12 protein-coding genes are annotated in these 24114 nt (G+C 71.6%); 11 read left to right on the top strand and 1 reads right to left on the bottom strand.

Annotated features, from left to right (window positions below):
- Positions 1-265: 265 nt before the first annotated feature.
- The gene (locus ENSA5_RS31855) at positions 266-7990 is read right to left on the bottom strand and encodes a tetratricopeptide repeat protein (RefSeq protein WP_106395491.1); all 7725 of its coding nucleotides are present in this window, start codon (positions 7988-7990) and stop codon (positions 266-268) included.
- A 258-nt stretch (positions 7991-8248) separates the two neighbouring features.
- Here ENSA5_RS31855 and ENSA5_RS36610 point away from each other — a divergent pair, with 258 nt between their 5' ends.
- From ENSA5_RS36610 to ENSA5_RS31915, 11 genes are all read left to right on the top strand, one after another.
- Positions 8249-9286, top strand: a complete 1038-nt coding sequence (locus tag ENSA5_RS36610) for a hypothetical protein (protein ID WP_146156335.1) — start codon at positions 8249-8251, stop codon at positions 9284-9286.
- Between the two features lie 52 nt (positions 9287-9338).
- Complete coding sequence (locus tag ENSA5_RS31870; RefSeq protein WP_106395494.1) at positions 9339-11984, top strand: [protein-PII] uridylyltransferase family protein; 2646 nt, start codon at positions 9339-9341, stop codon at positions 11982-11984.
- A 32-nt stretch (positions 11985-12016) separates the two neighbouring features.
- Positions 12017-13204 carry a tetratricopeptide repeat protein gene (locus ENSA5_RS31875; RefSeq protein WP_106395495.1) on the top strand — a complete coding sequence of 396 codons (1188 nt, stop codon included), beginning with the start codon at positions 12017-12019 and terminating at the stop codon, positions 13202-13204.
- A gap of 289 nt (positions 13205-13493) precedes the next feature.
- Complete coding sequence (gene guaB, locus ENSA5_RS31880; RefSeq protein WP_106395496.1) at positions 13494-14969, top strand: IMP dehydrogenase; 1476 nt, start codon at positions 13494-13496, stop codon at positions 14967-14969.
- Positions 14966-16546, top strand: coding sequence for a glutamine-hydrolyzing GMP synthase (gene guaA / locus ENSA5_RS31885; protein ID WP_106395497.1), 1581 nt, complete (start codon positions 14966-14968; stop codon positions 16544-16546). Before guaB ends, guaA begins: the two co-directional genes overlap by 4 nt.
- Positions 16547-16716: 170 nt before the next feature.
- On the top strand, positions 16717-17841 hold the full coding sequence (gene ruvB / locus ENSA5_RS31890) for a Holliday junction branch migration DNA helicase RuvB (protein ID WP_106395498.1): 1125 nt from the start codon (positions 16717-16719) through the stop codon (positions 17839-17841).
- Between the two features lie 120 nt (positions 17842-17961).
- On the top strand, positions 17962-18666 hold the full coding sequence (locus ENSA5_RS31895; protein ID WP_106395499.1) for an ABC transporter ATP-binding protein: 705 nt from the start codon (positions 17962-17964) through the stop codon (positions 18664-18666).
- Positions 18663-19859, top strand: coding sequence for an efflux RND transporter periplasmic adaptor subunit (locus ENSA5_RS31900; protein WP_106395500.1), 1197 nt, complete (start codon positions 18663-18665; stop codon positions 19857-19859). Before ENSA5_RS31895 ends, ENSA5_RS31900 begins: the two co-directional genes overlap by 4 nt.
- A complete protein-coding gene (locus tag ENSA5_RS38640; protein WP_181198368.1) occupies positions 19856-21058 on the top strand; it encodes an efflux RND transporter periplasmic adaptor subunit in 1203 nt (400 codons plus the stop codon). The genes ENSA5_RS31900 and ENSA5_RS38640 overlap by 4 nt, the downstream gene beginning before the upstream one ends.
- Entirely contained in the window at positions 21055-22347 is a 1293-nt protein-coding gene (locus ENSA5_RS31910; protein WP_106395502.1) for an efflux RND transporter periplasmic adaptor subunit, read from the top strand. Before ENSA5_RS38640 ends, ENSA5_RS31910 begins: the two co-directional genes overlap by 4 nt.
- Positions 22347-23582 (top strand): ABC transporter permease, encoded by a 1236-nt coding sequence (locus ENSA5_RS31915; protein WP_106395503.1) that lies wholly within the window; start codon positions 22347-22349, stop codon positions 23580-23582. The genes ENSA5_RS31910 and ENSA5_RS31915 overlap by 1 nt, the downstream gene beginning before the upstream one ends.
- Positions 23583-24114: the final 532 nt, after the last annotated feature.

A 24114-nucleotide genomic window follows, 5' to 3' on the forward strand; every position in this document is an offset into this window, starting at 1 on the left:
GGCTGTGGCTGTCCCGGCATGGGCGGGAGCGGCCGGGACGTCGGCGCGGGCGAGACCGTCGGAGCGGGCTCTTGTGCGATCGAAGAGCTCGCCTGCGCCTCAACGGGGATGGCGAGCAGGCTGATGGCCAGAACAACACGGGAGGCTCTTTTCGGAGCGTGCATCGCGTGACCATAGGGGCGTAAAACCCGCAGGTCAACACCTTTTCGCGCATCGCGCCCCCGGGCTCAGCTCGATGAGCTGGCCTCACCACTGCGGCGAGGTGCTACCCCGAGACCTCGGCCAACAGGGCGTTGGCCTCTTCGAGCTCGGGGTCTTCCTTGTGCGCCCGCCGGGCCCAGAACACGGCCCGCTTCGTGTCGCCGAGGATCATCGAGATCCGGCCCTGACGCACGAAGGACATGGCCCGGGTGATCGGGCACTCGCCCTCCATCAGGGCGATCTGGCGCAGGACCTTGGTCGCGAGATCCCACTGCTCGAGGCCCTCGGCGAGGTCAGCCAGCGCGGCGGCGATGTAGCCGTTTTGCTTGTCGTTGGCGAACGCGCTCTGCAGCATCTGGAGCTGGGTCTCGTGGTCGCCCCGGGCCTCGGCCAGCCGAGCCTTGCGCAGCTGCAGGGTGGCCAGCTCGGGTGAGCGGCCTGGCGGCGCGGCCTCGATCGCCGCGTCGATGATCGCCTCGGCCTCGGCGTACTGACCGCTTTGGGTGTAGGCGTCGGCGAGCAGGCCGACCGACTCGGCGTCGCTCGGATCGATCTCCAGGATCGCCTGGAGCGGGACGGCGGCCGAGGCCGGATCCTGAAGCTCGAGGTAGAGCCGGGCGGCGCGGCGGAGCAGATCGAGCTGGGTCTCGACCTCGGTCGTCGCGTCGCACTCTTCGATCAGCAGATCCGCGAGCTCGCGCTGGGCGCCGATCTCCGCGTAGATGATCTGGAGCTCAGCCCGCAAGCTGGCGACCTCGGGCTGCTTGCGGCGGGCGAATTCGAGGCCCTGGCGGGCCTCCCCGGGCTGGCCCAGCGCCCGGCAGGCCTGGGCCAGGAGCAGCGCGGCGTCGACCTGGGCGGCGTCGACCTCGAGCGCGACGAGGCGCCCGGCGACCTTGGTCAGGCCGTCCCAGTTCTCGGCCGCCTGCTCGATCTCGCGGAGCAGGTGGAGGGCCTCGACGTCCTTGCGCTGACGATCGACCCAGCTCGCGAGCAGCTCGCGGGCGTCCTCGATCGCGCCGCGTCCGTGGCGAAGCTGGACGAGGCGCATGGTCGGACCGCGCTCGGCGTCGAGGTCGTCTTCGGCTGCGGCGCCCATGCGCAGGGCCTCGAGGGTGAGCTCGAGCTCCGCGCTGACGTCGCTGCCCGCGATCGTGTGGGCTTGCTCGAGATCCTCGACGGCCTCGGCGAGCTGGTTGACGCTGCGGCGGACCTTGGCCCGGGCGCTGAGCAGCTGGAGCCGAAGCGGCTCATCCTCGGTCGTCTCGAGGGTCTCGCTCAAGGTTGCGAGCGCGTCTTGGGCGTGACCGCTGAGCCCGAGGGCCGCGGCCAGATCGATGCGGAGGCGGACGTCGTCGGGCGCGACGACGCTGGCCTCGCGCAGGAGCGCGATCGAGGCTTCGGGGTCGGCGAGCTTGTCGCGCTGGACCACGGCCGCCTCGCGCAGGAGCCCGACCTTGCGCTCGATGTCCTCGGTCTGCGCGGCCACGGCCATCAGCATCTTGACCAGGCCGCTCCAGTCATCGGCGGCCCGGTAGGCGCCCTCGAGGCGCTCGCGGACCGCGTTGTCGTTGGGCACGCGGGCGTAGGCCTCTTCGAGCGCCCGGAGCTCACCCTCGGCCTCGCCCATGGCGGCCCGGAGGTCGGCGAGCTCGATCGCGAGGGCGCCGACATTTTCGTCGCTCGCGCCGGTCAGGCGCCGCTCCATCAGTCCCGCGCGCTCGTCCTCGTCGAGCTCGTCGACGCCCCAGTCGAGCAGCGTGCTGATCAGGTCCGGATCGTTGGGCTGAGCGTCGAGGGCCTGGCGCACGACGGCGAGGGCCTCGTCGAGATCCTCGGCCCGGAGGCGCCCGGCGAGCTCGATGCTGAGGGTCTTGATCGCGGCGCCGTCGTGGCGGCCCTGGGCGGCCATCAGCTGGTTGCGCAGCAGCTCGAGCAGCTCCTCGACCTTGCCCGAGCGCTCGAGGTGCTCGGCCAGGAGCACGTTGGCCTCGGTCTCCTCGGGGTTCTCCATCAACGCGTCGCTCAAGATCTGAACCGCGTCGTCGGCCCGGCTGTCGCTGCGCAGGAACGCCCGGGCGAGCTGGAGGCGCAAGACGTTGCGATCGTTGGCTTCCTGGATGCCGTCGAGGGTCTCCTCGACCAGGCGCTCGAGGCGATCGACCTCACCGAGCTGGCCGTAGAGCTTGGCCAGCGGCTCCCAGGCCGCGCGGATCGTCGGGTCGCGCTCGACGAGGCTCTCGTAGAGCTTGACGGCCAGGGTCAGGTCGCCCGTGGGATCACCGGCGACCTCGGCCAGCTTCTCGGCCGCGGGCAAGACCTTGTCGAGGTCGGCGATCTCGGCGGCCTCGGTCAGCCACTTGACGGCCCCGGCGAGGTCGCCGGCCTCGCGTCGGCGCTCGGCCAGACCGAGCAGCGCCCAGTCGACCTGCGCGAGGCCATCGATCAGGCTCTCGGACAGCTCGACGGCGCGGAGCATGAGCTCCTCGGAGCGATCCCACTCCTCGCGGGCGAGGGCCAGCTCGACGGCCTCCTTGGCGCGGGCGAGGTCGGCGTCGGGTTGGCGCAGGCGCTGCTCGAGGCAGTGCAGGAGCACCTTGGAGTCGTCGGACCGGCGCGCGACCTTCTCGTAGAGATCGAGGAGGGCGTCGTTGCCGATGTGTTGCTCGCAGGCCTGCGAGAGGATCATCGCGGCCCGGCCCCAGCGCGCGTCATCCTCGAGCGCGGCGTTGAGGGCCTCGATGCCCTCGTCGATCGACTCCTCGTCGGACAGGTGGACCTCGGCCATGCGGAACCGGGCGTCGGCCCGGGTCTCGGCCTGGTCGGCGCCGAGGTTGGCGAGGCGCGAGAGCAGCTCGACCTGGCGCTCGTTGTCGCCGGTCGCCCCGGCCACGCGCGCCTCGGCCCGCCAGACGTCGACCTGGCGGACGCCCGTGGCCTCGGCCTGGGCGAGCAGCTCGGCCGCGCGGCTGAAGTCTTCGCGGCTCTCCATGACCTCGCCGAGGCGCAAGAGCAGCTCACAGCGGACCAGGGCCTCGTCGCCGCGGCGCATCGACCCGAGCCGATCCTCGAGCAGCTCCGCGTAGCGCTCGGTCCGGCCGAGGCGAATCGCCAGCTCCTTGACGGCGTCGTGGAGCAGCGGCGAGCTCGGGTCGGTCTCGACCGCTTCGAGCCGGGCGTCGAGCGCGGCGTCAGCGTCGTCGAGGTCGTGCTCGAGCACGTCACCGAGCGCGCCGAGGATCTTGGCCCGGCGGCGAAGGGCCTTGACGTTGGCGAGGCGGGTGTCGAGGACCCGGCGCAGGAGCGCGAAGTCGCCGGCCTTGCGCAGGGCTTTTTGCAGCTTGGGCGCCTGGCTGTCGTCTTCGGCCACGGCCTCGAGGACCGACTCGGTCAGCTCGCCGACGCGATCGGTGTCGTCCTTGTCGCGGGCGATCGACGCGAGCGCGAGGTAGACCTCGGCGGCGGTGATCGGGGCCTCGTCGCCGCCCCGACGCAGGCTCAGGAGCAAGGTCCGGTAGGCACGCTCGGCGCGATCGAGCTGGCCGGCGCTGTGGGCCGTCTCGGCCAGGGCGCGGAGGATCGACACGTTGCCGGCGGCCATCTTCGACGCGTTCTCGAGCTGATCGATCGCCTCGTCGACCTGGTCCTGGGCGAGGGCGACCCGCGCGAGGCGAACGTGGACCTCGGCGCGCTGGGCCGAGCGGCGCCGGCCGAAGCCGGCGACGAGGGCCTCGAGCAGCTCGCGGGCCTCGTCGAGGCGCCCGGCGCCGCGGAGGCCGTCGGCGAGCATGACCTTGAGGCGGCGGTCGTCCGACGCGAACTCGTGGGCGCGCTCGAGCACCGGGACCGAGAGCTCGGGGGTCCCGAGCTCCTCGTAGAGCTCGGCGGCCTCGCGCGCGTAGGCGACCACGGTGTTGGGATCGCCGACCGCGGTCGCGGCCGTGGCCAGGGTCCGCGCGAGGGCGTCGTTGTCGCCGCGTTCACGGTGCAGACGCAGGAGGAGCTTGCGAACCTCACCGTTGCGCGGGGCCTCGGTGAACGCGGTCTCGAGCGCCTGGACGGCCTTCTCGCGCTGCTCGGCGGCGATCCGGGCGCGCGCGAGCTTGAGCAAGATCGCGACGCGCTCGCTCTCGGGCGAGGCCGCGAGCCGGGACTCGAGGTGCTTGGCCGCGGCGTCGGGCCGATCCTGGCTCAGGTACAGGCGCGCGAGGGCGTCGAGCGCCGGGTTGCTGGGCGCGAGCTCGACGACCCGCCGATAGTTGGCGATCGCCTGGTCGGTGTCGCCGAGCCGCTTCTCCGACAGCTGCGCGGCCCGGAGGTACAAGCTGCCCGCCCGGGGCGCGTCGCCGGCCGCCGAGACCTTGTCGGCTTGCTCGGACAAGATGGTCGCGAGCTCCTCGTAGCGGCCGCGCTGATCGAGGAGCTCGGACAGCGCGGCGACCGAGTCGGGGTGGCCGGGCTCTTCCTCGAGGTTCTCGCGCAGGGTCTCGATCCGGCCGCCGCGGGCCTCGAGCACCCCCGTCAGGCGCGAGAGCTCGAGCCGAAGCTCGAGCCGGCGGGCGGCGTCCTCGGTCATCTCGAGCTCGCGCAGGCGCAGACCGATCAGCTCGGACACGCGATCCTCTTGCTCGCACAAGGTTGCGACCCGGGCGATGTCGTCGAGCTCGGGCTCGTCCTCGGCGAGCACGCCCGTGTACAGATCGATCGCGCGCCCGTAGTCACCGCTTTGGGCCAGCATCTCGGCCGCGCGCCGACGGAGGTCGCGGGAGGTGTCGGGCTCGACGGGCAAGGTCGCGCCGTCGAGCAGCAGGCGCACGGCCTGCTCGGGCTCGTCGGCGGCCAGCTCGACGAGGCGCTCGAGCGACCAGCGGGCGGCCTCGTCGGGCGTGCGCTCCCCGCTGGCTTGATCGCCGCGGGACCACATCCGCGCGGCCTTGCGATACATGCGGACCAGGGTCTGGCGAGCGAGCTCCGCGTGCTCGTCTCCGGCCTCGAGCCCGATCGTCGCGGCCTCGTACAATTGATCGAGGTCGTGCTCGGCGAGGGCGTCGAGACGCAGCAGGGTCTCGATCAGCTTGGGCCCGGGATCCTGGCGCTGGAGCGCGGCGAGGTGGGCGAGGGACTCGGGGTGCGTGGGCTCATGGTTGACCCCGCGCCAGGCCGCGGCCGAGGCCTGGGCCATGTCACCGGTCTTCGCCCACCAGCTCGACACGAGCAGCTCGAGCCCGCGCAGCAGCGTGCGGCGGAGGCCGCCGCCGTGCTCGGCGAGCGCGGCCTCGAAGGCCGCGGCCAGGGCAGGGTAGGCGTCGGCCGCAGCGGCCGCGGTCTCGAGATCGGTGACCAGCGAGCCGTCCGTCCGCTCGCGGGCGACGATCGTCAACAGCGCCGCGTTGGCGGCCTCGGGCCAGCGCCCGGCCTGCGCGGCGCAGCGCGAGACGGCCTCGTGGGAGTCGATCCGGCGTGGATCGAGGCTCGCCGCGCTGGCGTAGGCGTCGGTCGCCGCGGGCGCGTCGCCGAGCTGCGTCTCGTGGATGCGGCCGCACTCGAACAAGAGCTGGGCCGAGCGGGCTTCGGACTGCGAGGCCTGGGCCGCGCGCTCGAACGCGGTCGCGGTCGCGGCCCAGCTGCCCGTCTCCTCGGCGAGGCGGAGCAGGTCGTGCTCGAGCGCCAGATCTTCGGGGGCGAAGGGCAGGGCGGTGGTCAGGATCTCGTGGGCCTTGGCCGAGTCGTCGGCGCGGGTCTCGTAGAGGTTGGCCGACTCGCGCAGCAGCCGGGCCTTGTCTTCGGGGCTGGCCAGCGCGGCGAGGCGCTCGTCGAGGATCTCGAGCCCGGCCTCCCAGTCTCCGGTGGTCCGGAACGCCCGCGCGAGGGCTTCGCCGGCCGCGGGACCGCAGGACTCGACCTCGAGCAGCGACTGGAGGCCGGCGCGGGCCTCCTCGTTGCCGGCCTCGACCGAGAGCGCGCTCGCGTAGGACCGGGTGGCCGCGGCGGGATCGCCGAGGTGCTCGCGCTGGATGTCGCCGATGCGGACGAAGGTCCGGGCCGCGCGAGCGCGGCCGCCACCGGCTGAGCTCGACAGCAGCTCGGCCAGCTCGGTCCAGCGCTCGGTCCGGGCCATGAGCTCGTCGAGGGCGTCGAGGGTCTCGGCCTCGTCGCCGAACGACGCCCGGACCTCGAGCCAGGTCTTGGTCGCGTCGGCGTCGCGCCCGAGCCGATCGCTGAGCAGCCGCGCGGCCCGGATCAGATCGGCGCGGCGCTGCTGGGGCAGGACGGGGGAGCTCGCGCGCTTGTCGAGGGCGTCGACGAGCTCCTCCCAGCGCTCGTTGGTCTCGAGCAGCTCGATCAGGGCGTCGCGGGCCTCGAGATCATCGGGGTCGATCTCGAGCCGACGGTTCCAGTTGGCCAGCGCCCGGTCGGCCTGGCCGAGGCGCTCGGCGAGGCGGGCCGTGTCGGCCAGGATCGTCTTGCGCACGGCCGAGACCCGCTCGAGCCGGGCGAGGGTCTCGAGCACGTCGAGGCGCCGCGTGTCCTCGCCGCCCTCGGCGAGGAGCTCGGCGAGGCTGTGGGCCGCGGCCAGGGCCGCGCTCTGCTCGGGCTCCTCGGCCTCGAGCACGCGCGAGTAGAGCTCGGCCGCGGTCTCGTTGTCGTCGAGCAGATCGCGGTAGGCGTGGGCGGCCTCGAGCAGCAGGGTCGTGCGGTGGCCGCCCTCGCTGGCCTCGGCGGCGGCGACGAGCGAGGCCGCGTGGAGGTCGTGCCGGCCCGAGCGATCGGCGAGCTGACGCAGCTGCTTGCGCGCGTCCGCGTCGCTCGGATCGATGGTCAAGAGCGCCGCGTAGTGCTGCATCGCGCGGCCGTCGTCGCCGGCGATGCCCAGGCGGCTGCCGAGCTCGCGGTACAAGGCGGCGCGCTCGTCGTCGTTGACGAAGTTGAGCGCGCGCTCGAGCACGCGGATCACGTCTTCGCGGCGCTCGGCGGCGTCGTAGTTCTTGCGCAGCAGCGACAGCGCCCGACGGCGCAGGGGCAGGCCCGAGCTGTCGTGCTCGAGCAGGGCCTCGAGCTGCGCGCAGGCCTGGGGGTGACCGGCGCTCTCGTCGAGCAGCCCCTCGAGCTCGTCGAGGGCCTTTTGCGGATCTGCGAGCTTGTCGAGGTAGCACGAGGCGATCTCGACCCGGAGCTCGCGCGCTTCGATCGCCGGCAGCTGCGACAGGCGCCCGCGCCACAGCTCGATCAGATCGCCCCACCGCTCCTGGCGCTCGAGCAGCCGAGCCAGCGACGCCTCGAGCTTGCTGTTGCCGCGGTCGAGCTCGAGCTGCTTGACCATGTAGTCCGCGGCGCGCTCTTGCTGATCCGCGAAGTCCTTGGCCACGTGGGCGGCGTCGTCGAGGAGGCGCTTGCGCGTGGACTTGTCGGTCGTGACCGCGAGGGTGCGGTCGTAGACACCGAGCAGCTGATCCCACTCTTCGGCCGCGGTCAGCGTCACGGTCAGGCGATCGAAGGCCCAGGTCGCCTGGGGGTCACGCGTGATGATGTCGCTGAGGAGATCCGTGATGACTGTGGGGTCGTCGCCGAACCACTCCTCGTGGAAGTTGACCGCTCGCTCCGCGACCGGCCCGGTGACGTCGGCGTCGAGCCCCTGCCCGAGGAGATCTCGGTAGAGCTTGGCCACGTCTTCGGGGCGTTGAAGATTCTCGGCGAGTTCTTCGAGGTGATCCCAGGCGTCGTCGCTGTCGGGCGCGTTTTCGGCCGCGCGCATCGCTGCGGCGAAGGACTGCTCGGTCTTCGAGGTCATGCTGGCAAACTCCGTTCCACTGGGCCCGAGATGGGCCGTTCATGGAGCGAAAGTGTATCAGGGGCGGGCTCGGCACCGGTCGAGAATTGCCGCGCGGCGGGAGGCCCTGCTAAGGCGGGCATGTGGTTGCGAGACCTACCTCCCGGGTCTCTTCGTCGAGGAGCGGTGGAGCGTCATCCTGATAGGCTCCCCCCGGTGCACAGACCCGGACTCTTGGCGCTCTTGGGCGGTACCCTCGCGTGTTCGGATCCTCCGGACGTGCGCGCGGACGTGCGCGGTCCGGAGCTGGACCCGGTCGCCGACCGGGCCCCGCCGCCCGCCGACGCCCCGGAAGATCCAGCCCAAGTGGAGACCCGCGCTCCCGATCCGCTCCTGGCCCGGGCTCGGGCGCAGATGAGCGGAGGCCGGGTGTCGGACGAGCTGCGGCGGGAGCTGCTGGCTTCGCGGGACCCGGAGCACCGCCACGCTGGACGCCTGCTGCAAGCGGTCGCTGGCGAGGCACCCGAGCCCGTCGTCTCGCGCGCGCTCGGGGATGTAGCGCGGCCGGTCGACCGGTCGCCGGCTGACCGACCGCCGGCTGACCGGCCGCCGGCTGACCGGCCGCCGGCTGACCGACCGCCGGCTGACCGACCGCCGGCTGACCGGCCGCCGCCGGAGCAGCCCAAGGCCGAGCCGCGGGTCGAGCCCGCGCCGGAGCCCGTGCGGCCGCCGCCACCGTCATCCCCAGAGGTCGAGGACGACGCCCTCGACCCGCCGCCAAAGCTGGCCGACCTGCCGGAGGGCAGCCCGGTCCGGGCGTGGTTCGAAGCGGCGATCGATCTCGATCTCGAGCCCGCGCCGGCGCGCGGACCGGAGCCCGCCGACGATCCCGAACCCGAGGTCGACGCCGCGCGGTGGTTTGGGCCCGAGCTGCTGCTGCTGCGCGAGCGGCCGCCCGAGGTCCAGCCGAGCGACGTTGGAACCAGCGTCGACGGCCCGCGACTGGTCATCCTCACCCGGCTCAGCCTGCACCCCGTGCCCGGCGGCGACGCTGTCGAGCTCGAGCTCGCCGGGGCCGGCGCGGTCGCGCCTGCGATCCAGGCGATCGACTCGAACCGCGCGCGCCTGTCGATCGCCGACGCTGGCGCCGTGCCCGGCTTCCTCGCGGCCCGACCCGCGCGCGCCGAGGTCGAGGTCGTCGACGTCACACGGCGCGGGCGCGTCGTGGAGATCGAGGTCGAGTTCGGGCGCGGGTGGTCCCTGCGCGAGGTCACGCGCCTCGACAACGGCGCGCGCGTCCGCTTCGAGCCGGAGTAGGCAGCGGGCGACCGACCGACAGGCCCCGAGGAGGGCTGATAAGCTGCCACCGATGAACCTCGCGATCGAGCACGAGCCGGTCCCGGCGTCGCTGCCCGACGCCCTCGACGCGGCGCGCGAGTCCCTTCGGGCCGCGATCGCCGGAGGCGAGGCCGGCGGAGCGCTCCTGCACAGCTACAGCAAGCGGATGATCGAGCTGATCACGCCCGGGGCGGCCCAGGCCGTGGGCCGGGCGGGGACCGAGTTCGGCAAGCTCGCGATCGTGGTCATCGGCGGCCTCGCCCGCGGCGAGCACTGCCCCCACAGCGACGTCGATCTGACCGTCGTGTGCACCGAGCCCGGCCGCGAGGGCGACGAGGCCTTCGGCCAGTGGATCCGCGAGCTGACCCATCCGCTGTGGGACGCGGGCCTGCGCCTGCGCACGACCGTTCATCGCCCCGAGGGCTGGCTCGCGGCCGCGAGCGAGGAGCTGAGCCTGTGCACCGCGCTGCTCGACATGCGCTTCGTCGCCGGCGATCGCGAGCTCGCCGACGAGCTCGCGGGTGAAGCCCACCGACGCTTCTTTGGCGATCAGCGCGCCGCGTTTCTCCAGCGCCTGATCGACGAGATGGAGGTCCGCAAGCGACGCTACGGCGCGACCGTCTACCAGGTCGAGCCCGATCTCAAGTTTGGCCCCGGCGGCACCCGGGACATCGCGATCTTCGAGTGGGCCCTGATGTCTCGGCGCAAGCTGCCCGAGCCCTGGGACGCGAGCGCGGCGCTCAAGTCGATCCGCTCGAGCGGGGTCCCGCGCCGCGTCGCCCGGCTGCTCGATCAGGCCCGCGACACGCTCCTGCGGCTCCGCGCGGCCCTCCACCTGGTCGCCGGTCGGACTCAGGACCGGCTCAATTTTCAGTACCAGGAGGGCATGCCGGCGGCGCTCGGGCTCCCGGACCTCCCCGACCAGCCCTCGGACCGCGAGCTCGTCGAGGCCATCGAGGCCTGCATGCAAGACTATTATCGCGGCGCCCGTGACGTGCTGCGCTATGGCCGTCGGGTGTTCGCGCGCTGCCAGCCGCCGCGGGTGCGCGCCGATCTCGATGTTCGCATCGACGAGCGCTTTCACGTCGTCGATCGGCGCCTGCGTCACTACGGCGCCGGCAAGAGCAAGGGCAAGCGGCAGCGCTCGGGCTCGTTCACGGACACGCCCGTGCTCGGGCTCGAGGCCATTGCGATCGCGCGCGACCACAACATCGGGATCTGGGGCCCGACCGTCGACGCGATCATCGAGGCCGCGATCGCGATCCCCGAGGGGGACCCGCGCCTCGCCAACGACCCCGAGGCCCAGCAGCGCTTCTTGGATCTGCTCGTCGACCCGAGCGACGTCGGCAGCCCGACGCCGCTCGAGCTGTGCCACGAGGTCGGCCTGCTCGAGCGCGTGGTGCCCGAGTTCTCGCCCTCGCGCGGGCGCATGCAGCACGAGGGCTTCCACGTCTACACCGTCGATCAGCACAGCATCTACGCCGTCGAATTCCTCAAGTCGATCGCCCGCGGGGACCACCGCAAGGACTTCACGATGGCGACCGTGGTCCACCTCGGGATCACCGATCCGCGCCCGCTGTACCTCTCGACCCTGCTCCACGACGCCGGCAAGCCGTTTGGGGATCAGTGCGCCGAGGGGGCTCGGATCGCCGAGCTCGCGGCCCGCCGCGCCGGGCTCGGCGAAGCGGTCGCAAAGCGCTGCGCGTTCCTGGTCGCCGAGCATCAAACGATGCCGATGCTGAGCCAAAAGCGCGACCTCACCGACGAGCTGCTGATCCGGGAGTTCGCCGAGACGGTCGGCGATCGCCGGACCCTCGACGAGCTCTACCTCGTGAGCCTCGCCGACATGGCCAACGTCTCGCCCGAGTACCTCACGAGCTGGAAGTTGACCCTGCTCGACGAACTCTACCTCCGGACCGCGGCCGAGTTCGCCAGCCGCGGCCGGCGCGAGACCACGGCCCGACGACCCCGGCCCGACGAGCCCGAGGGTCTGCCGCAGCGCTACTACAGCCTCTTCGATCAGGATCTGCGTCGCCACCATCGGCGGCTGCTCGACGAGCTGCGCGGGTCGAGCGAGCCGCTGCTCGTCGACGTCGCCGAGGGCTCGGGCGCCATCCGCCTGACCGTCGTGACCTACGATCGCCGCGGGCTGCTCGCGACCTTGACCGCGGGCTTCGCCGAGCTCGGCCTCGAGGTCGTCGCCGCCGACGTGTTCTCGGTCCCCTTCGAGCCCCGGATCGCCCTCGACGTGTTTCGCGTCGTGCCCCGCGATCCTGCCCACCCGCGGCCGATCGAGGTCGAGCTCGCCGGGCAAGTCCAGGCTCACCTGCGCGTGGGCCTGGCCGAGGCGCCGAGCGGAGAGGCGCTGCGCGAGCCACTTCCGCCGCTGCCCCACCGCGCCCGGGGTCGCCAGCGCCGGACCTCGACCAAGGTCCGCTTCTCGGAGGATCCGGCGGCCACGCGCACGATCGTCGACGTCGAGACGATCGAGAACCCTGGCGTCGCCGCTCGGATCTCCCGCTCCTTCGCCGCCCTCGACCTCGACATCGACATCGCCCGGATCAACACCGAGATGCGCCGGGTCGACGCGGTGTTCTACGTCAGCAAGCTCGAAGACGATCAGCGCGCCGCGCTGGCCAAGGTCATCCGCGCCAACCTCCGCACCCGTCGGCGCTGACCCGGCTCGATCGTGGTAGATCCTCGATCGTCATGAACAAGCTGCTTCGCGTGCTCAGCCCTGCGCTCGTCTTCGCCCTGCTCGCGTGCGATGGGGGCGGGACCACCAACCCCAACGAGGTTGACGGTGAGCTCGGCGAGGGCGAGCTCAGCGGCGAGGGTCCCGGCGGGGTCGGGGCGCTGACCGCCGACATCGCCGACGCGGATCCCAAGGTCGTCGAGGCCGAGGCGCTGCTCGATCAGGGCAAGGCCGAGCAGGCGCTCGCGCTGCTCGACGACGCGATCGCCAACAACCCCAGCAACGCGCGCTTCCACTATGTCCGCGGCAACGCGCTGACCTACCTCGACGACGACGCCGGGGCCGAGGCCGCCTACGCCCGGGCGATCGAGCTCGCGCCCGAGGATCCGCTGCCCTACTCGGCGCTCGGGCAGCTGCTCGCGTTTCGTGACGGGGCCACGGCCAAGGACAAGGAGCGGGCGATCGAGCAATTTCAGGCCGCCCTGAAGCTCGACCCCAAGCTCGCGCCCGCGCACCAGTCGCTCGGCGTCGTGTTGATCGCCCTCGGCCAGCAGCAGCTCGCCGTCGAGGCGCTCGAGAACGCCGATCGTCTCGCGGGTGGGGTCGAGACCGCCTACCTGCTCGCGCAGGCTCACGGCGAGCTCGGCAACCTGCAACAGGCCGTCGACTACGCCAAGATCGCGGTCGAGTACGAGCCCGAGGCCAGCGGCGTCGATCTGCGCCTGCTCTACGCCCGCCTGCTCATGAAGCAGGGCGAGGCCGACGAGGCCGCCCGCGAGTTCGAGCGCGCCGGCGAGCTGGTCCCCGATTCGCCCCCGCTGCGGCTCGAGGTCGCGCGCGGGCTGCTCGAGCTCGGCAAGCCCGACGCGGCCATGGTCCACATGCAGTGGTTGATCGAGACCCTCCCCAAAGAGATCCCGGTGATCGTCAACCACGGGCGGATCCTGGTCGCGCAGGGCAAGGCCAAGCAAGCGATCGCCCGCTTCGACGAGGCCCTCGCCATCCAGGCGGACTCGCGCGCGGCGCTGACGTACAAGATCGAGGCGCAGGTGGCTGCGAAGCGCTGCAAGGACGCGCGCAAGACCTTCGACCAGCTCAGCGCGGCGCTGGACTGGACGCCGGCCGACGTCGAGGCGGCCAAGCCCGACGCGCTGCCGCGGGCGCTGCAGAAGGCTCAGGGCTTCCTGGCGCCGTGCAAGTGAGGCGCGGGCCCCGGGGAGTGGGCGTCACGGTCCGCGACCCGTGTCCGAAGTGACCGCAGCCAACACTGCAGCCGCGACCCGGTGCCACCGTGCGGACCTTCGTGCGGTTGTACATCTCACGTCCGCGCCCGCGCGCGCAGCGAAACCGCCCACCACGGGTCACATCGACCAACGCTCACCGCGCAGCGCCCGGTCGAGATCGTGAGCCAGCTTGGGCCTATTGCATCCGCCGGGCCGTGCCGATACACCCGCGGGAATTCCCTGCGCACGCGCGCAGCCGAGGTCGACCATGCCCAGCAGCTCCGAGATCCGCGAAGCCCTGACTTTTGACGATGTCCTGCTCGAGCCTGGCTACAGCGAGGTGCTCCCGCGCGACGTCGAGATGTCGACCCGCCTGACCCGGGGGATCGGGCTCAGGACGCCGCTGTTGTCGGCCGCGATGGACACGGTGACCGAGGCCGAGACCGCGATCGTCATGGCCCGGATGGGCGGGATCGGCATCGTCCACAAGAACCTCTCGATCGAGCAGCAGGCCCGGGAGATCCGCAAGGTCAAGAAGTCCGAGTCGGGCATGGTCGCCGACCCCCTGACGATCAAGCCCGGCGCGACCCTCCGCGAGGCCCTGGGCCTGATGGAGCAGCACGGCTTCTCGGGCCTGCCCGTGGTCGAGAACCCCGGCACGCCCGGCAAGCCCCTGGGCATCCTGACCAGCCGCGACCTTCGCTTCGAGACCAACCTCGATCAGACCGTGGCCGACGTCATGACCAAGGACGTGATCACCGTCCCCCAGGGCATCGCGCCCGGCAAGGCCCGGCTGATCCTCCACCAGCACCGGATCGAGAAGCTGCTCGTCGTCGACAAGACCGGCAACCTGCTCGGGCTGATCACGGTCAAAGACATCCTCAAGTCCGACAGCTACCCCTCGGCCAACAAGGACTCCGACGGCCGCCTGCGCGTGGGCGCGGCCGTCGGGACCGCGCCCGACACCATGGAGCGGGTCGCGGCGCTCAACGCCCAGGGCGTCGACGTCGTCGTCGTCGACACCGCCCACGGTCACAGCCGCGGCGTGATCGACATGGTCAAGGCGATCCGGGCCGAGTTTCGGGACCTCCAGATCATCGCGGGCAACATCGCCACGCCCGCGGCGTTCACGGCCCTGGTCGAGGCTGGCGCCGACGGCGTCAAGGTTGGGATCGGGCCGGGCTCGATCTGCACCACCCGCGTCGTCGCGGGCGTCGGCGTGCCCCAGATCAGCGCGATCATGGACGTCGCCCGGGTCTCCAAGCAGACCGACGTGCCGATCATCGCCGACGGCGGCATCAAGTATTCGGGCGACGTCGTCAAGGCGCTCGCGGCCGGGGCCGACTCCGTGATGATCGGCAGCCTGCTCGCGGGCACCGACGAGGCCCCCGGCGAGCTCGTGCTCTACCAGGGCCGCTCGTACAAGGTCTATCGCGGCATGGGCTCGATCGGCGCGATGAAGGCCGGGTCCAAGGATCGCTACTTCCAGGCCGCGGTCGCCGAGGAGCGCAAGCTCGTGCCCGAGGGCATCGAGGGCCGGGTGCCCTACCGCGGGCGCCTCGGCGACAGCCTCTACCAGCTGCTCGGGGGCGTCCGCTCGGGCATGGGCTACGTCGGCGCCGCGACGATCGCCGAGCTGGCCGAGAAGTCCGTATTTCGTCGGATCTCCAGTCAGGGCCTGCGCGAGAGTCACGTCCACGACGTGATCATCACCAAAGAAGCCCCGAACTACCGGATGGAATGATGCAACACGAGACCCTCCTCGTCCTCGACTTCGGCTCGCAGGTCACCCAGCTCATCGCCCGTCGGGTCCGCGAGCTGGGCGTCTACGCCGAGATCCTGCCCTTCGACGCCCCGCTCGAGCAGCTCCGGGCCCACGCGCCCAAGGGCATCATCCTGTCCGGAGGCCCGTCTTCGATCTACGACGAGGGCGCCCCGCGCCTGGCCAAAGACGTGCTCGACTGGTGCCTCGGCGGCGAGATGCCCGTGCTCGGGATCTGCTACGGCATGTTCGCGATGGTCGCGGGGCTCGGCGGCAAGGTCCGCCCGGCCAAGGACCGCGAGTTCGGCCACGCGATGATCGTCGTCGACGCGGCCGCGGGTCCGATGACCGAGTTCGCAGGGGAGGGCGCGACCGGAGCCGGTCACGAGGAGCCCGTGTGGATGTCCCACGGCGACGAGGTCGAGTCGCTGCCCGAGGGCTTCGAGTCCGTCGCCCACTCGGCCAGCTGCGCCCACGCGGCGATCTACAGCGAGGCTGGGGCCGGGATGTGGGGCGTGCAATTCCACCCCGAGGTCAGCCACACCCGGCGCGGGACGGCGCTGCTCGGCCGCTTCCTCGACCTGTGCGGCTTCGCCCGCGACTGGAGCATGGGCGCGTTCGTCGAGGAGGCCGTCGCGCGGATCCGCGAGCAGGTCGGCGACCAGGGCACGGTCATCTGCGGGCTCTCGGGCGGCGTCGACTCCTCGGTCGCGGCCGCCCTCGTCGAGCGGGCGATCGGCGATCGCCTCCACTGCATCTTCGTCGACAACGGCCTGTTGCGGAAGAACGAGCGCGAGCAGGTCGAGGCCATGTTCGCCGGGCGGCTCCACAACCCGCTGGTCGTCGCCGACGCCGGGGCGCTGTTCCTCGACCGCCTCGCCGGCGTCACCGATCCCGAGCTCAAGCGCAAGGCGATCGGCGCGACCTTCATCGAGGTCTTCGACGAAAAGGCCCACGCCCTCGGCGGCGCCGACTACCTGGTCCAGGGCACCCTCTACCCCGACGTGATCGAGTCGGTCAGCGCCCGCGGGCCCTCGGCCACGATCAAGACCCACCACAACGTCGGCGGGCTCCCCGAGAAGATGAAGATGGGCGTGGTCGAGCCCCTGCGCGAGCTGTTCAAGGACGAGGTCCGCAGGCTCGGGCTCCACCTCGGTCTGCCCGAGACCATGATCTGGCGCCACCCCTTCCCGGGCCCGGGCCTCGGCGTGCGCGTGCTCGGCGAGGTCACCGAGCCGCGCTGCGCGGTCCTGCGCGAGGCCGACGCGATCATCATCGAGGAGATCTCCAGGGCCGGGCTCTACCGAGATCTGTGGCAGGTCTTCGGCGTGCTCCTCCCGGTCCGCAGCGTCGGCGTCATGGGCGACGCCCGGACCTACGAGAACGCCCTCGCGGTTCGGGCCGTCGAGAGCGTCGACGCCATGACCGCCGACTGGGCGCACCTGCCCTACGAGGTCCTCGGCCGGATCAGCAACCGGATCATCAACGAGGTCCGCGGCATCAACCGGGTCTGCTACGACATCTCCAGCAAGCCCCCCGCCACGATCGAATGGGAGTAGGGGGCATGTTGCTGGTACCCTGCGGGGGCCCAAGCAAACGAGCCCCCTTCCAGGGGGCCACACAGATCATGGCGAAGCGAACACCAGCCCCCCGAGCGAGGAACGAGCGACCGGACGCGCAGCGGCCGTGCGTGGCAGAGTCGCCGATGGCTGTGGGGGTCTGAGAAAACATGGCTCGCGTTCGTCACCTCGACGCTGACGCTGACGACACCGGCGAGGCGGGCATCTCGGCGGCGGCGTTGAGCCCTTCGGTCTCGCTCGTCGATGGTCACACGCGCGACGAGGACCACAACCACGCCCTGCGCCCGCGGAGCTTCGACGAGTACATCGGTCAGCCGGCGCTGATCGACAAGCTGCGGATCTACGTCAAGGCCGCGAAGCTGCGCGGCGAGCCCCTCGACCACGTCCTGCTCCACGGCCCGCCGGGCCTCGGCAAGACCACGCTCGCGCAGATCGTCGCCCACGAGATGGGCGTCAGCCTGCACACGACCTCGGGCCCGGCGATCGAGCACAAGGGCGTGCTCGCCGGGCTCCTGACCGGGCTCGGCGAGGGTGAGGTCCTGTTCATCGACGAGGTCCACCGCCTCAGCCCGACCGTCGAGGAGAGCCTGTACTCGGCGATGGAAGATCGGCGCATCGACATCCCGGTCGGCGAGGGCTCGGCCGCGGTCACCCACTCGATCACCCTCGCCGGGTTCACGCTGGTCGGCGCGACCACGCGCACGGCCCTGCTCAGCGCCCCGCTGCGCGACCGCTTCCACATCGTCGAGGGCCTGCGCTTTTACGCCGACGAGGAGCTCGCGGCGATCGTCGAGCGCAGCGCGGCGATGCTCGGGCTCCCGGCGACCGAAGACGGCGCGTTCGAGATCGGTCGGCGCAGCCGCGGGACCCCGCGGATCGCCAACCGCCTGACCCGCCGGGTCCGCGACTTCTCCCAGGTCGCGGGCCACGAGCAGATCACCCGCGAGGACGCGGCCCGCTTCCTCGACAACCTCGAGGTCGACGGCGAGGGCCTCAACGCCCTCGACCGCCGGATCCTCGAGGTCATGTTCGAGCTCTTCTCCGGCGGCCCCGTCGGCGTCGACGCGCTCGCGGCCAGCGTCGGCATGCCGCGCGACACGATCGAGGACGTCCACGAGCCCTTCTTGCTCCAGCGCGGGTTCCTGGTCCGAACCCCGCGTGGGCGCATGACCACGGCCAAGGCCGCGCGCCACCTCGACCACGCGGATCCCCACGCTGGACGTCCCCGCGGCCGCAAGCGCGACCACGACGACGATCAGTCCTCATTGTTTTAGGCGCTTGAAAGCTAGCACGAGCCGAGAGGCGAGCGGAGGGGGCTTTTTCGAAAGGCCCCTCGAAAGCTAGACCCAATCGGGCCGCGGGTCGTTTCGGCGCTGACGGCCACGAGGCAAGGCATGAGCTCCGACCCGATCATCGAGGCGATCGATCTCCACCGTCACTACAAGATGGGCGGCGAGACGATCGCGGCGCTCGACGGGGTCTCATTTTGCGTGCGCGAGGCCGAATTTGTTGCGATTGTCGGCAAGTCCGGCTCGGGCAAGACTACGCTGATGAACCTGCTCGGGTGCCTCGACCAGCCGACCAGAGGCCAGTATCGCCTCGGCGGAGAGGACGTCGCCGGGCTCGCCGACGACGCGCTGTCCGAGCTCCGCAACCGGCACATCGGCTTCATCTTTCAGAGCTTCCAGCTCCTCAGCAGGGTCAGCGCCCTCGCCAACGTGGCCCTGCCGCTCGTGTACCGCGGCGTGCCCCGGACCCGGCGCAACCAGATCGCCGCCGAGGCCCTCGCCCGAGTCGGCCTCGGCGATCGCGTCAAGCACCGGCCCAACGAGCTCTCGGGCGGCCAGCGGCAGCGCGTAGCGATCGCGCGGGCCCTCGTCGGGAGCCCGAGCTTGCTGTTGGCCGACGAGCCGACCGGCAACCTCGACTCTGCGACCGAGCGCGACATCATGGCGCTGTTCGACGAGCTCCACGCGGCCGGCAACACGATCGTGATCGTCACCCACGAGCCCTCGACCGCCGCCCAGTGCCCCCGGGCCATTCGCCTCGCCGACGGGTGCATCGTCGGCGACGGGCCCGGCCACGAGGTCATGGCATGAGACCCCTCGTGTGCGCCCTCGCGGCCCTGGTCGCGCTCGCCTGCGCGCCGTCGCCCGAGGAGCTCGGCTCGTCGGACGCGGCGCCAAAGGTCACGCGCGGGACCCTCGAGGATCACATCGTGTTGACCGGCGAGCTCGAGGCCTCGAACTCGACCGATCTGTACACGCCCCGGACCGACGCCTGGCAGCTGTCGATCCGCTGGATGGCCGACGATGGAACCCCCGTCAAAGCCGGAGATCGCATCGTCGAGTTCGACAACACCGCGATCGTCGAGAAGATCGCCGACTACGAGCTCGCGGTGATCCAGGCCGGCAACGAGCTCACCACCCATCGCGCGACGGCGTCGGTCGACGTCGCGCAGCGCAAGTTCGAGGTCGAGAAACAGGACATCGAGGTCGCCAAGGCCAAGGTCGACGCCGACACGCCCGCGGGCCTGCTCTCGCGCTACGAGCACCGCCAGACCCAGCTCGCGCTCCAGCGCAGCCAGGTCGCGCACAGCGCCGCCAACCAGGATCACGCGGCCGCGGTCAACGCCGCGGCCCACGGCGAGGAGATCAAGAAGATCGCCTACGACAAGGCGCTGCGCCAGCTCGAGGGGGCCGAAGAGCAGATCGACGCGCTCGTGCTCACGGCCCCGCGCGACGGCATCGCGGTGATCAACGGCCATCCCTGGGAGGGCCGCAAGTACCAGGTCGGCGACACGGTCTGGCCGGGGTGGGCAGTCGCCCAGCTGCCCGACCTGAGCAAGATGGTCGTCGCGGCCGAGCTCAGCGACGTCGACGACGGTCGCATCGCCGTCGGCATGAAGGCGCGCTGCATCATCGACGCCTTTCCCGACCGCCCGCTCGCGGGCGTGGTTCGCTCGCTCAGCCCGGTCGCGCGCGAGCCCGAGCGCGGCTCGGCCCGGCGCTTCTTCTCGGTCATCATCGAGCTCGACGAGACCGACACACAGATCATGCGGCCCGGGCTGTCCGTCCAGGTCGAGGTCCTGCGCGCTCGGGCGGACGACGCCCTGATCGTCCCGCGCTCGGCCCTCGCGCTGGTCGGCGACGAGGGGCCGCGCGCGTTCCTGGCCGACGGCAGCGCCGTGCCCGTCGAGCTCGAGGTCTGCAACGCCCAGGCTTGCGCGCTCAGGTCCGGGCTCCGCGAGGGCGACCTGCTCGGAACCGCGAGCGCGGAGGAGCCACCATGATGGCCAGGGTCCGTCGCGCGCTGACCCTGAGTCGGATTGTGGGCCTCGGCCTGCTCGGGCTCGCGTCGGCCTGCAGCCAGGCCGACGCCGCAGACGAGTGGACGACCGTGCGCCGCGACACCCTGGTCGTCGAGGTCGACGTCACGGGGACGCTGCGCGCGGTCGACTCGGACGTGCTCGGACCGCCCGGGGTCCCGGGCGTGTGGGACTACAAGATCGCAATGATGGCCGAGGAGGGGTCCGAGGTCAGCGAGGGGCAGCCGCTGCTGGCCTTTGACACCTCGGACCTCCAGCGCCGGCTCGAGCGCAAGATCGCCGAGCGCGACTCGGCCGCGAAGCAGGTCGAGAAGACCCGGGCCGAGGTCGACGTCAACCGCCACGACCTGGCCCTCGAGCTGGCCGACGCCCGGGCGCAGCTGCGCAAGGCCGAGCTCAAGGCCGACGCGCCCGCCGACATCGTCGCCTCGTCCGAGCTCCAGAAGCTGCGCTACGACGTCGAGCTGGCCGAGAAGCGCGTGGCCTTCCTGACCAAGAAGGGCAGGGCGGCCCGCCAGCGCAACGAGGCCACGATCGAGCGCTGGCTGCACGAGCGCGACCGGGCCGAGGAGCGGGTGACCCAGCTGAGCGCGGCGATCGATCAGATGACCGTCAAGGCCCCGCGCGCCGGGACGGTGATCTACGAGACCAGCTGGCGCGGCCAGAAGAAGAAGGTCGGCGACACGGCGTGGCGCGGCGAGACGGTCATGCAGGTCGTGTCCCTGACCGAGATGGAGGCGCGCGGGGACGTCGACGAGGTCGACGCGAGCAAGGTCGCAACGGGGCAGCCCGTGTCGCTGCGCCTCGACGCGCAGCCCGACGTCGAGCTCCACGGCGAGGTCCGCAGCATCTCGAGCACCGTGCGTCGACAGTCCCCCGAGAGCCCGCTCAAGGTCGTTCGCCTCGACATCGTGCTCGTCGGCGGCGAGCACCTGCGTCTGCGCCCGGGCATGCGCTTTCGCGGCAAGATCGAGATCGAGCGCGTCGAGGGCGTGCTCCTCGCCCCGCTCGAGGCCTTCGCCGCGACCCCCGACGGACCCGTGGCCCGGACCCCCGAGGGCGAGGTGTCCGTCACGCTCGGGCGGCGCAACGCCGACGCGGTCGAGATCCGCTCCGGCCTCGCCGAGGGGGACGAGCTCCAGCGCGAGGGGAGCCGCCGATGAACCGCCGCGAGCTGCTCGGGGCCCTGGCCGGGCTCGGCCTTGGCCTTGGCCTTGGTCTCGGTCTCACGGCGTGCACGGGGACCCCGGCCGTCGACGGCGACGTGCCGACCTTCGAGGTCACGCGGTCCGAGTCTTTCGTGCGCAAGGTCCAGGCCGACGGCTACCTGCGGGCGGTCGAGGCCACGCCGCTCACGGCCCCCCAGGAGTCCAAGGGGCCCCTCAAGATCGCCTGGGTCGGCCTCGACGGCGGCGAGGTCGCGGCGGGCGAGGTCGTCGTCCGCTTCGACTCGTCCGAGATGCAGCGGGTGCTCGAGAACAGCGAGGACGATGTCAGCTCCGCCGCCCACGAGATCGCCAAGGAGAACAAGCAGCGCAGCGCGGCCCGGCGCAAGCGCGACGACGCCGCGGGCCAGGCCGACCGCGAGGTCGAGACCGCCCAAGAATTCCAGCTCGAGGACGAGGGCGTCCTGCCGCGCAACGAGGTGCTCGAGACGCGGATCGACTCCGAGCTCGCGAGCGCCAAGTCGAAGCACGCGCGCGACGTCATGCGGGTCGAGGGCTCGGTCGCCAAGTCCAAGCTCGAGCTGCTCGAGATCAAGCGCGAGCAGGCCGAGGCCGAGGTCGAGCGGGCGACCGAGGGGCTGGCCAAGCTCGAGGTCAAGGCCCCGCACGACGGGATCCTGGTCCTCGAGCGCGACCGGCAAGGCACCCCGATCCGCGTCGGCGACACCGTCTGGCGCGGCCAGAAGTTGGCCGAGCTGCCGCTCGTGACCAACATGGAGGTCGAGCTGTTCGTGCTCGAGGCCGACGCGGGCGACCTCGCCCTCGACCAGGCGGCCGAGGTCGTGATCGAGGCTCACCCAAAGCTCCGGTTCCCGGCGAAGATCAAGCGCATCGACACCCTGGCCAAGCCCCGTCACGAGGACGTGCCCGTGCAGTACTTCGGCGTCACGCTGAAGCTCGACGAGACCGACCCGAACACGATGAAGGTCGGCGGTCGGGTCCAGGCCACGATCCGCATCGAGCTCGAGGACGTGATGGTCGTCCCGCGCCAGGCCGTGTTCGACCGTGACGGCGAGAGCATCGTCCACCGCGCGACCCTCGGCGGCTTCGAGGAGGTCGAGGTCGAGCTCGGCTCGTCGAGCGCAGGCCGCGTGGTCATCGTCAGCGGGCTCGAGCCCGGCGACCGCGTCGCCCTGCGCGATCCGACCCGCAAGCTCGGTGAGGCGATCGGCGAGGATCCTGGGAGCCAGGACCAGGGCCAGGCCCCGAAGGGAGCCTCGAGCTAGTGCGGCTCGTCGACGCGCTGTGGGCCGCGTGGGACAGCCTCGCCGCCCACAAGCTCCGCTCGGGCCTGACCATGCTCGGGATGATGTTCGGTGTCGGGGCGGTGATCTCGATGCTCTCGATCGGCGCGGGCGCCGAGGCCGACGTGATGTCGCTGATCGAGCGCATGGGCATGCGCAACGTGGTCGTGCGCGCCAAGAGCTTCGACCCTGACGATCTCAAGGAGCTGCGCAAGAAGTCGATCGGGGTCTCGATGCGCGACGTGGCTGCGATCGAGGAGGCGGTGCCCGACATCGACGCCGTGGTCCCGCGGCTCGAGATCGAGCCCTACAAGATCCTCTCGACCACGGGCAAGACCGAGTCGGCGGTGTTCGGGGTCTCGCACCGCCACGCGGACCTGGTCGAGCTCCCGCTCGCGGCCGGCCGCTTCTTCGATCGCAGCGACGAGACCAACCACGCCCAGGTCTGCGTGATCGGGGCAGGGACCGCCCGCGATCTGTTTGGCGCCGAGTGGCCCCTCGGTCGGCGGCTCAAGGTCAACGACGTCTGGCTCGAGGTCGTCGGGGTCCTCGCGGCCGAGGGGTCCGAGAAGGCCGAGGTCGAAGGCGTCGCCGTGGCCTCGACCGAGCGCGAGATCTACCTGCCGTTCACGACCGGGCTGCGCAAGTTCGAGCGCGACCCGCTCGAGTCGCCGCTGGCCGAGATCGTGATCCGGACCGGCGAGGACGGCTCCCCGCGCGAGGCCGCGGCGGCCGTCGATGGCCTGCTCAACCGCCTCCACGGCGGCGCCCGCGACTACGAGGTGATCGTGCCCGAGGCGTTGCTCGAGCAGGGCCAGCAGACCCAGCGCATCTTCGACATCGTCATGGGCTGCATCGCGGGCATCTCGCTGCTCGTCGGCGGCATCGGGATCATGAACATCATGCTCGCCTCGGTCCTCGAGCAGACCCGCGAGATCGGCGTGCGCCGTGCGGTCGGGGCCAGGCGCCGAGACATTCGCTTTCAGTTCCTCGCAACCTCGTTCGCGCTCTCGCTGCTCGGCGGCATCGCGGGCGTGACGCTCGGGATCGCCATCGCGGGCATCGTCGCCTCCTGGGCCGGCTGGCCCACCGTCGTCACGGCCTCGTCGATCCTGCTCTCGACCGGCGTCTCGGTCGCGGTTGGACTGGTCTCGGGCCTCTACCCCGCGGTCCGTGCGGCCAACCTCAACCCGATCGAGGCCCTGCGCCACGACTAGGTGTCGTAGACTCCGGGGGGTTTTTGACCCCCGGGTGGTTTAGACCCCGGGTGGTTTAGACCCCCGCGGTCGTCAGCGACTCTGCCACGCACGGCCGCTGCGCGGCCGGTCGGTCGGTCGCTGCGCTCTCTCCCTCGGTGGGCTGGCATGAGCTTCGCCATCGCCTCCGTGGCCCCCTAGAAGGGGGCTAGGTGGTTTAGACCCCCGCGGCCGTCAGCGACTTTGCCACGCACGGCCGCTGCGCGGCCGGTCGGTCGGTCGGTCGGCTCTCTCCCTCGGTGGGGTTTCTGTGTTCATGGGGGCGCGATGTGCGGGGGGGCTAGTACATCGTGGATGGTGCCCAGCGCCTCGGATCGGGGTCGTTCACGGCAAAGAGCAGAGCGCAAAAAGGCCGCAGGAGGTCCGAGTTCGGGGTATCGCCGTACGAAAAGCACCTTCGACGACCAGCCGACCGACCTGGTGAGAGAGCACCAAGAGCCTTCTGCATCCCAGATGGAGAGGCGACGCCCCGAACTCGGACCTCCTGTGGCCC

Source organism: Enhygromyxa salina, assembly GCF_002994615.1.
In the GTDB taxonomy this organism is placed as follows: domain Bacteria; phylum Myxococcota_A; class Polyangia; order Nannocystales; family Nannocystaceae; genus Plesiocystis; species Plesiocystis salina_A.

What these genes read in the sequence shown, in the direction of transcription:
- ENSA5_RS31855 (WP_106395491.1), bottom strand. Translation starts at nt 7,990, where the DNA reads ATGACCTCGAAGACCGAGCAGTCCTTCGCCGCAGCGATGCGCGCGGCC.
- ENSA5_RS31870 (WP_106395494.1), top strand. Translation starts at nt 9,339, where the DNA reads ATGAACCTCGCGATCGAGCACGAGCCGGTCCCGGCGTCGCTGCCCGAC.
- ENSA5_RS31875 (WP_106395495.1), top strand. Translation starts at nt 12,017, where the DNA reads ATGAACAAGCTGCTTCGCGTGCTCAGCCCTGCGCTCGTCTTCGCCCTG.
- guaB (WP_106395496.1), top strand. Translation starts at nt 13,494, where the DNA reads ATGCCCAGCAGCTCCGAGATCCGCGAAGCCCTGACTTTTGACGATGTC.
- guaA (WP_106395497.1), top strand. Translation starts at nt 14,966, where the DNA reads ATGATGCAACACGAGACCCTCCTCGTCCTCGACTTCGGCTCGCAGGTC.
- ruvB (WP_106395498.1), top strand. Translation starts at nt 16,717, where the DNA reads ATGGCTCGCGTTCGTCACCTCGACGCTGACGCTGACGACACCGGCGAG.
- ENSA5_RS31895 (WP_106395499.1), top strand. Translation starts at nt 17,962, where the DNA reads ATGAGCTCCGACCCGATCATCGAGGCGATCGATCTCCACCGTCACTAC.
- ENSA5_RS31900 (WP_106395500.1), top strand. Translation starts at nt 18,663, where the DNA reads ATGAGACCCCTCGTGTGCGCCCTCGCGGCCCTGGTCGCGCTCGCCTGC.
- ENSA5_RS38640 (WP_181198368.1), top strand. Translation starts at nt 19,856, where the DNA reads ATGATGGCCAGGGTCCGTCGCGCGCTGACCCTGAGTCGGATTGTGGGC.
- ENSA5_RS31910 (WP_106395502.1), top strand. Translation starts at nt 21,055, where the DNA reads ATGAACCGCCGCGAGCTGCTCGGGGCCCTGGCCGGGCTCGGCCTTGGC.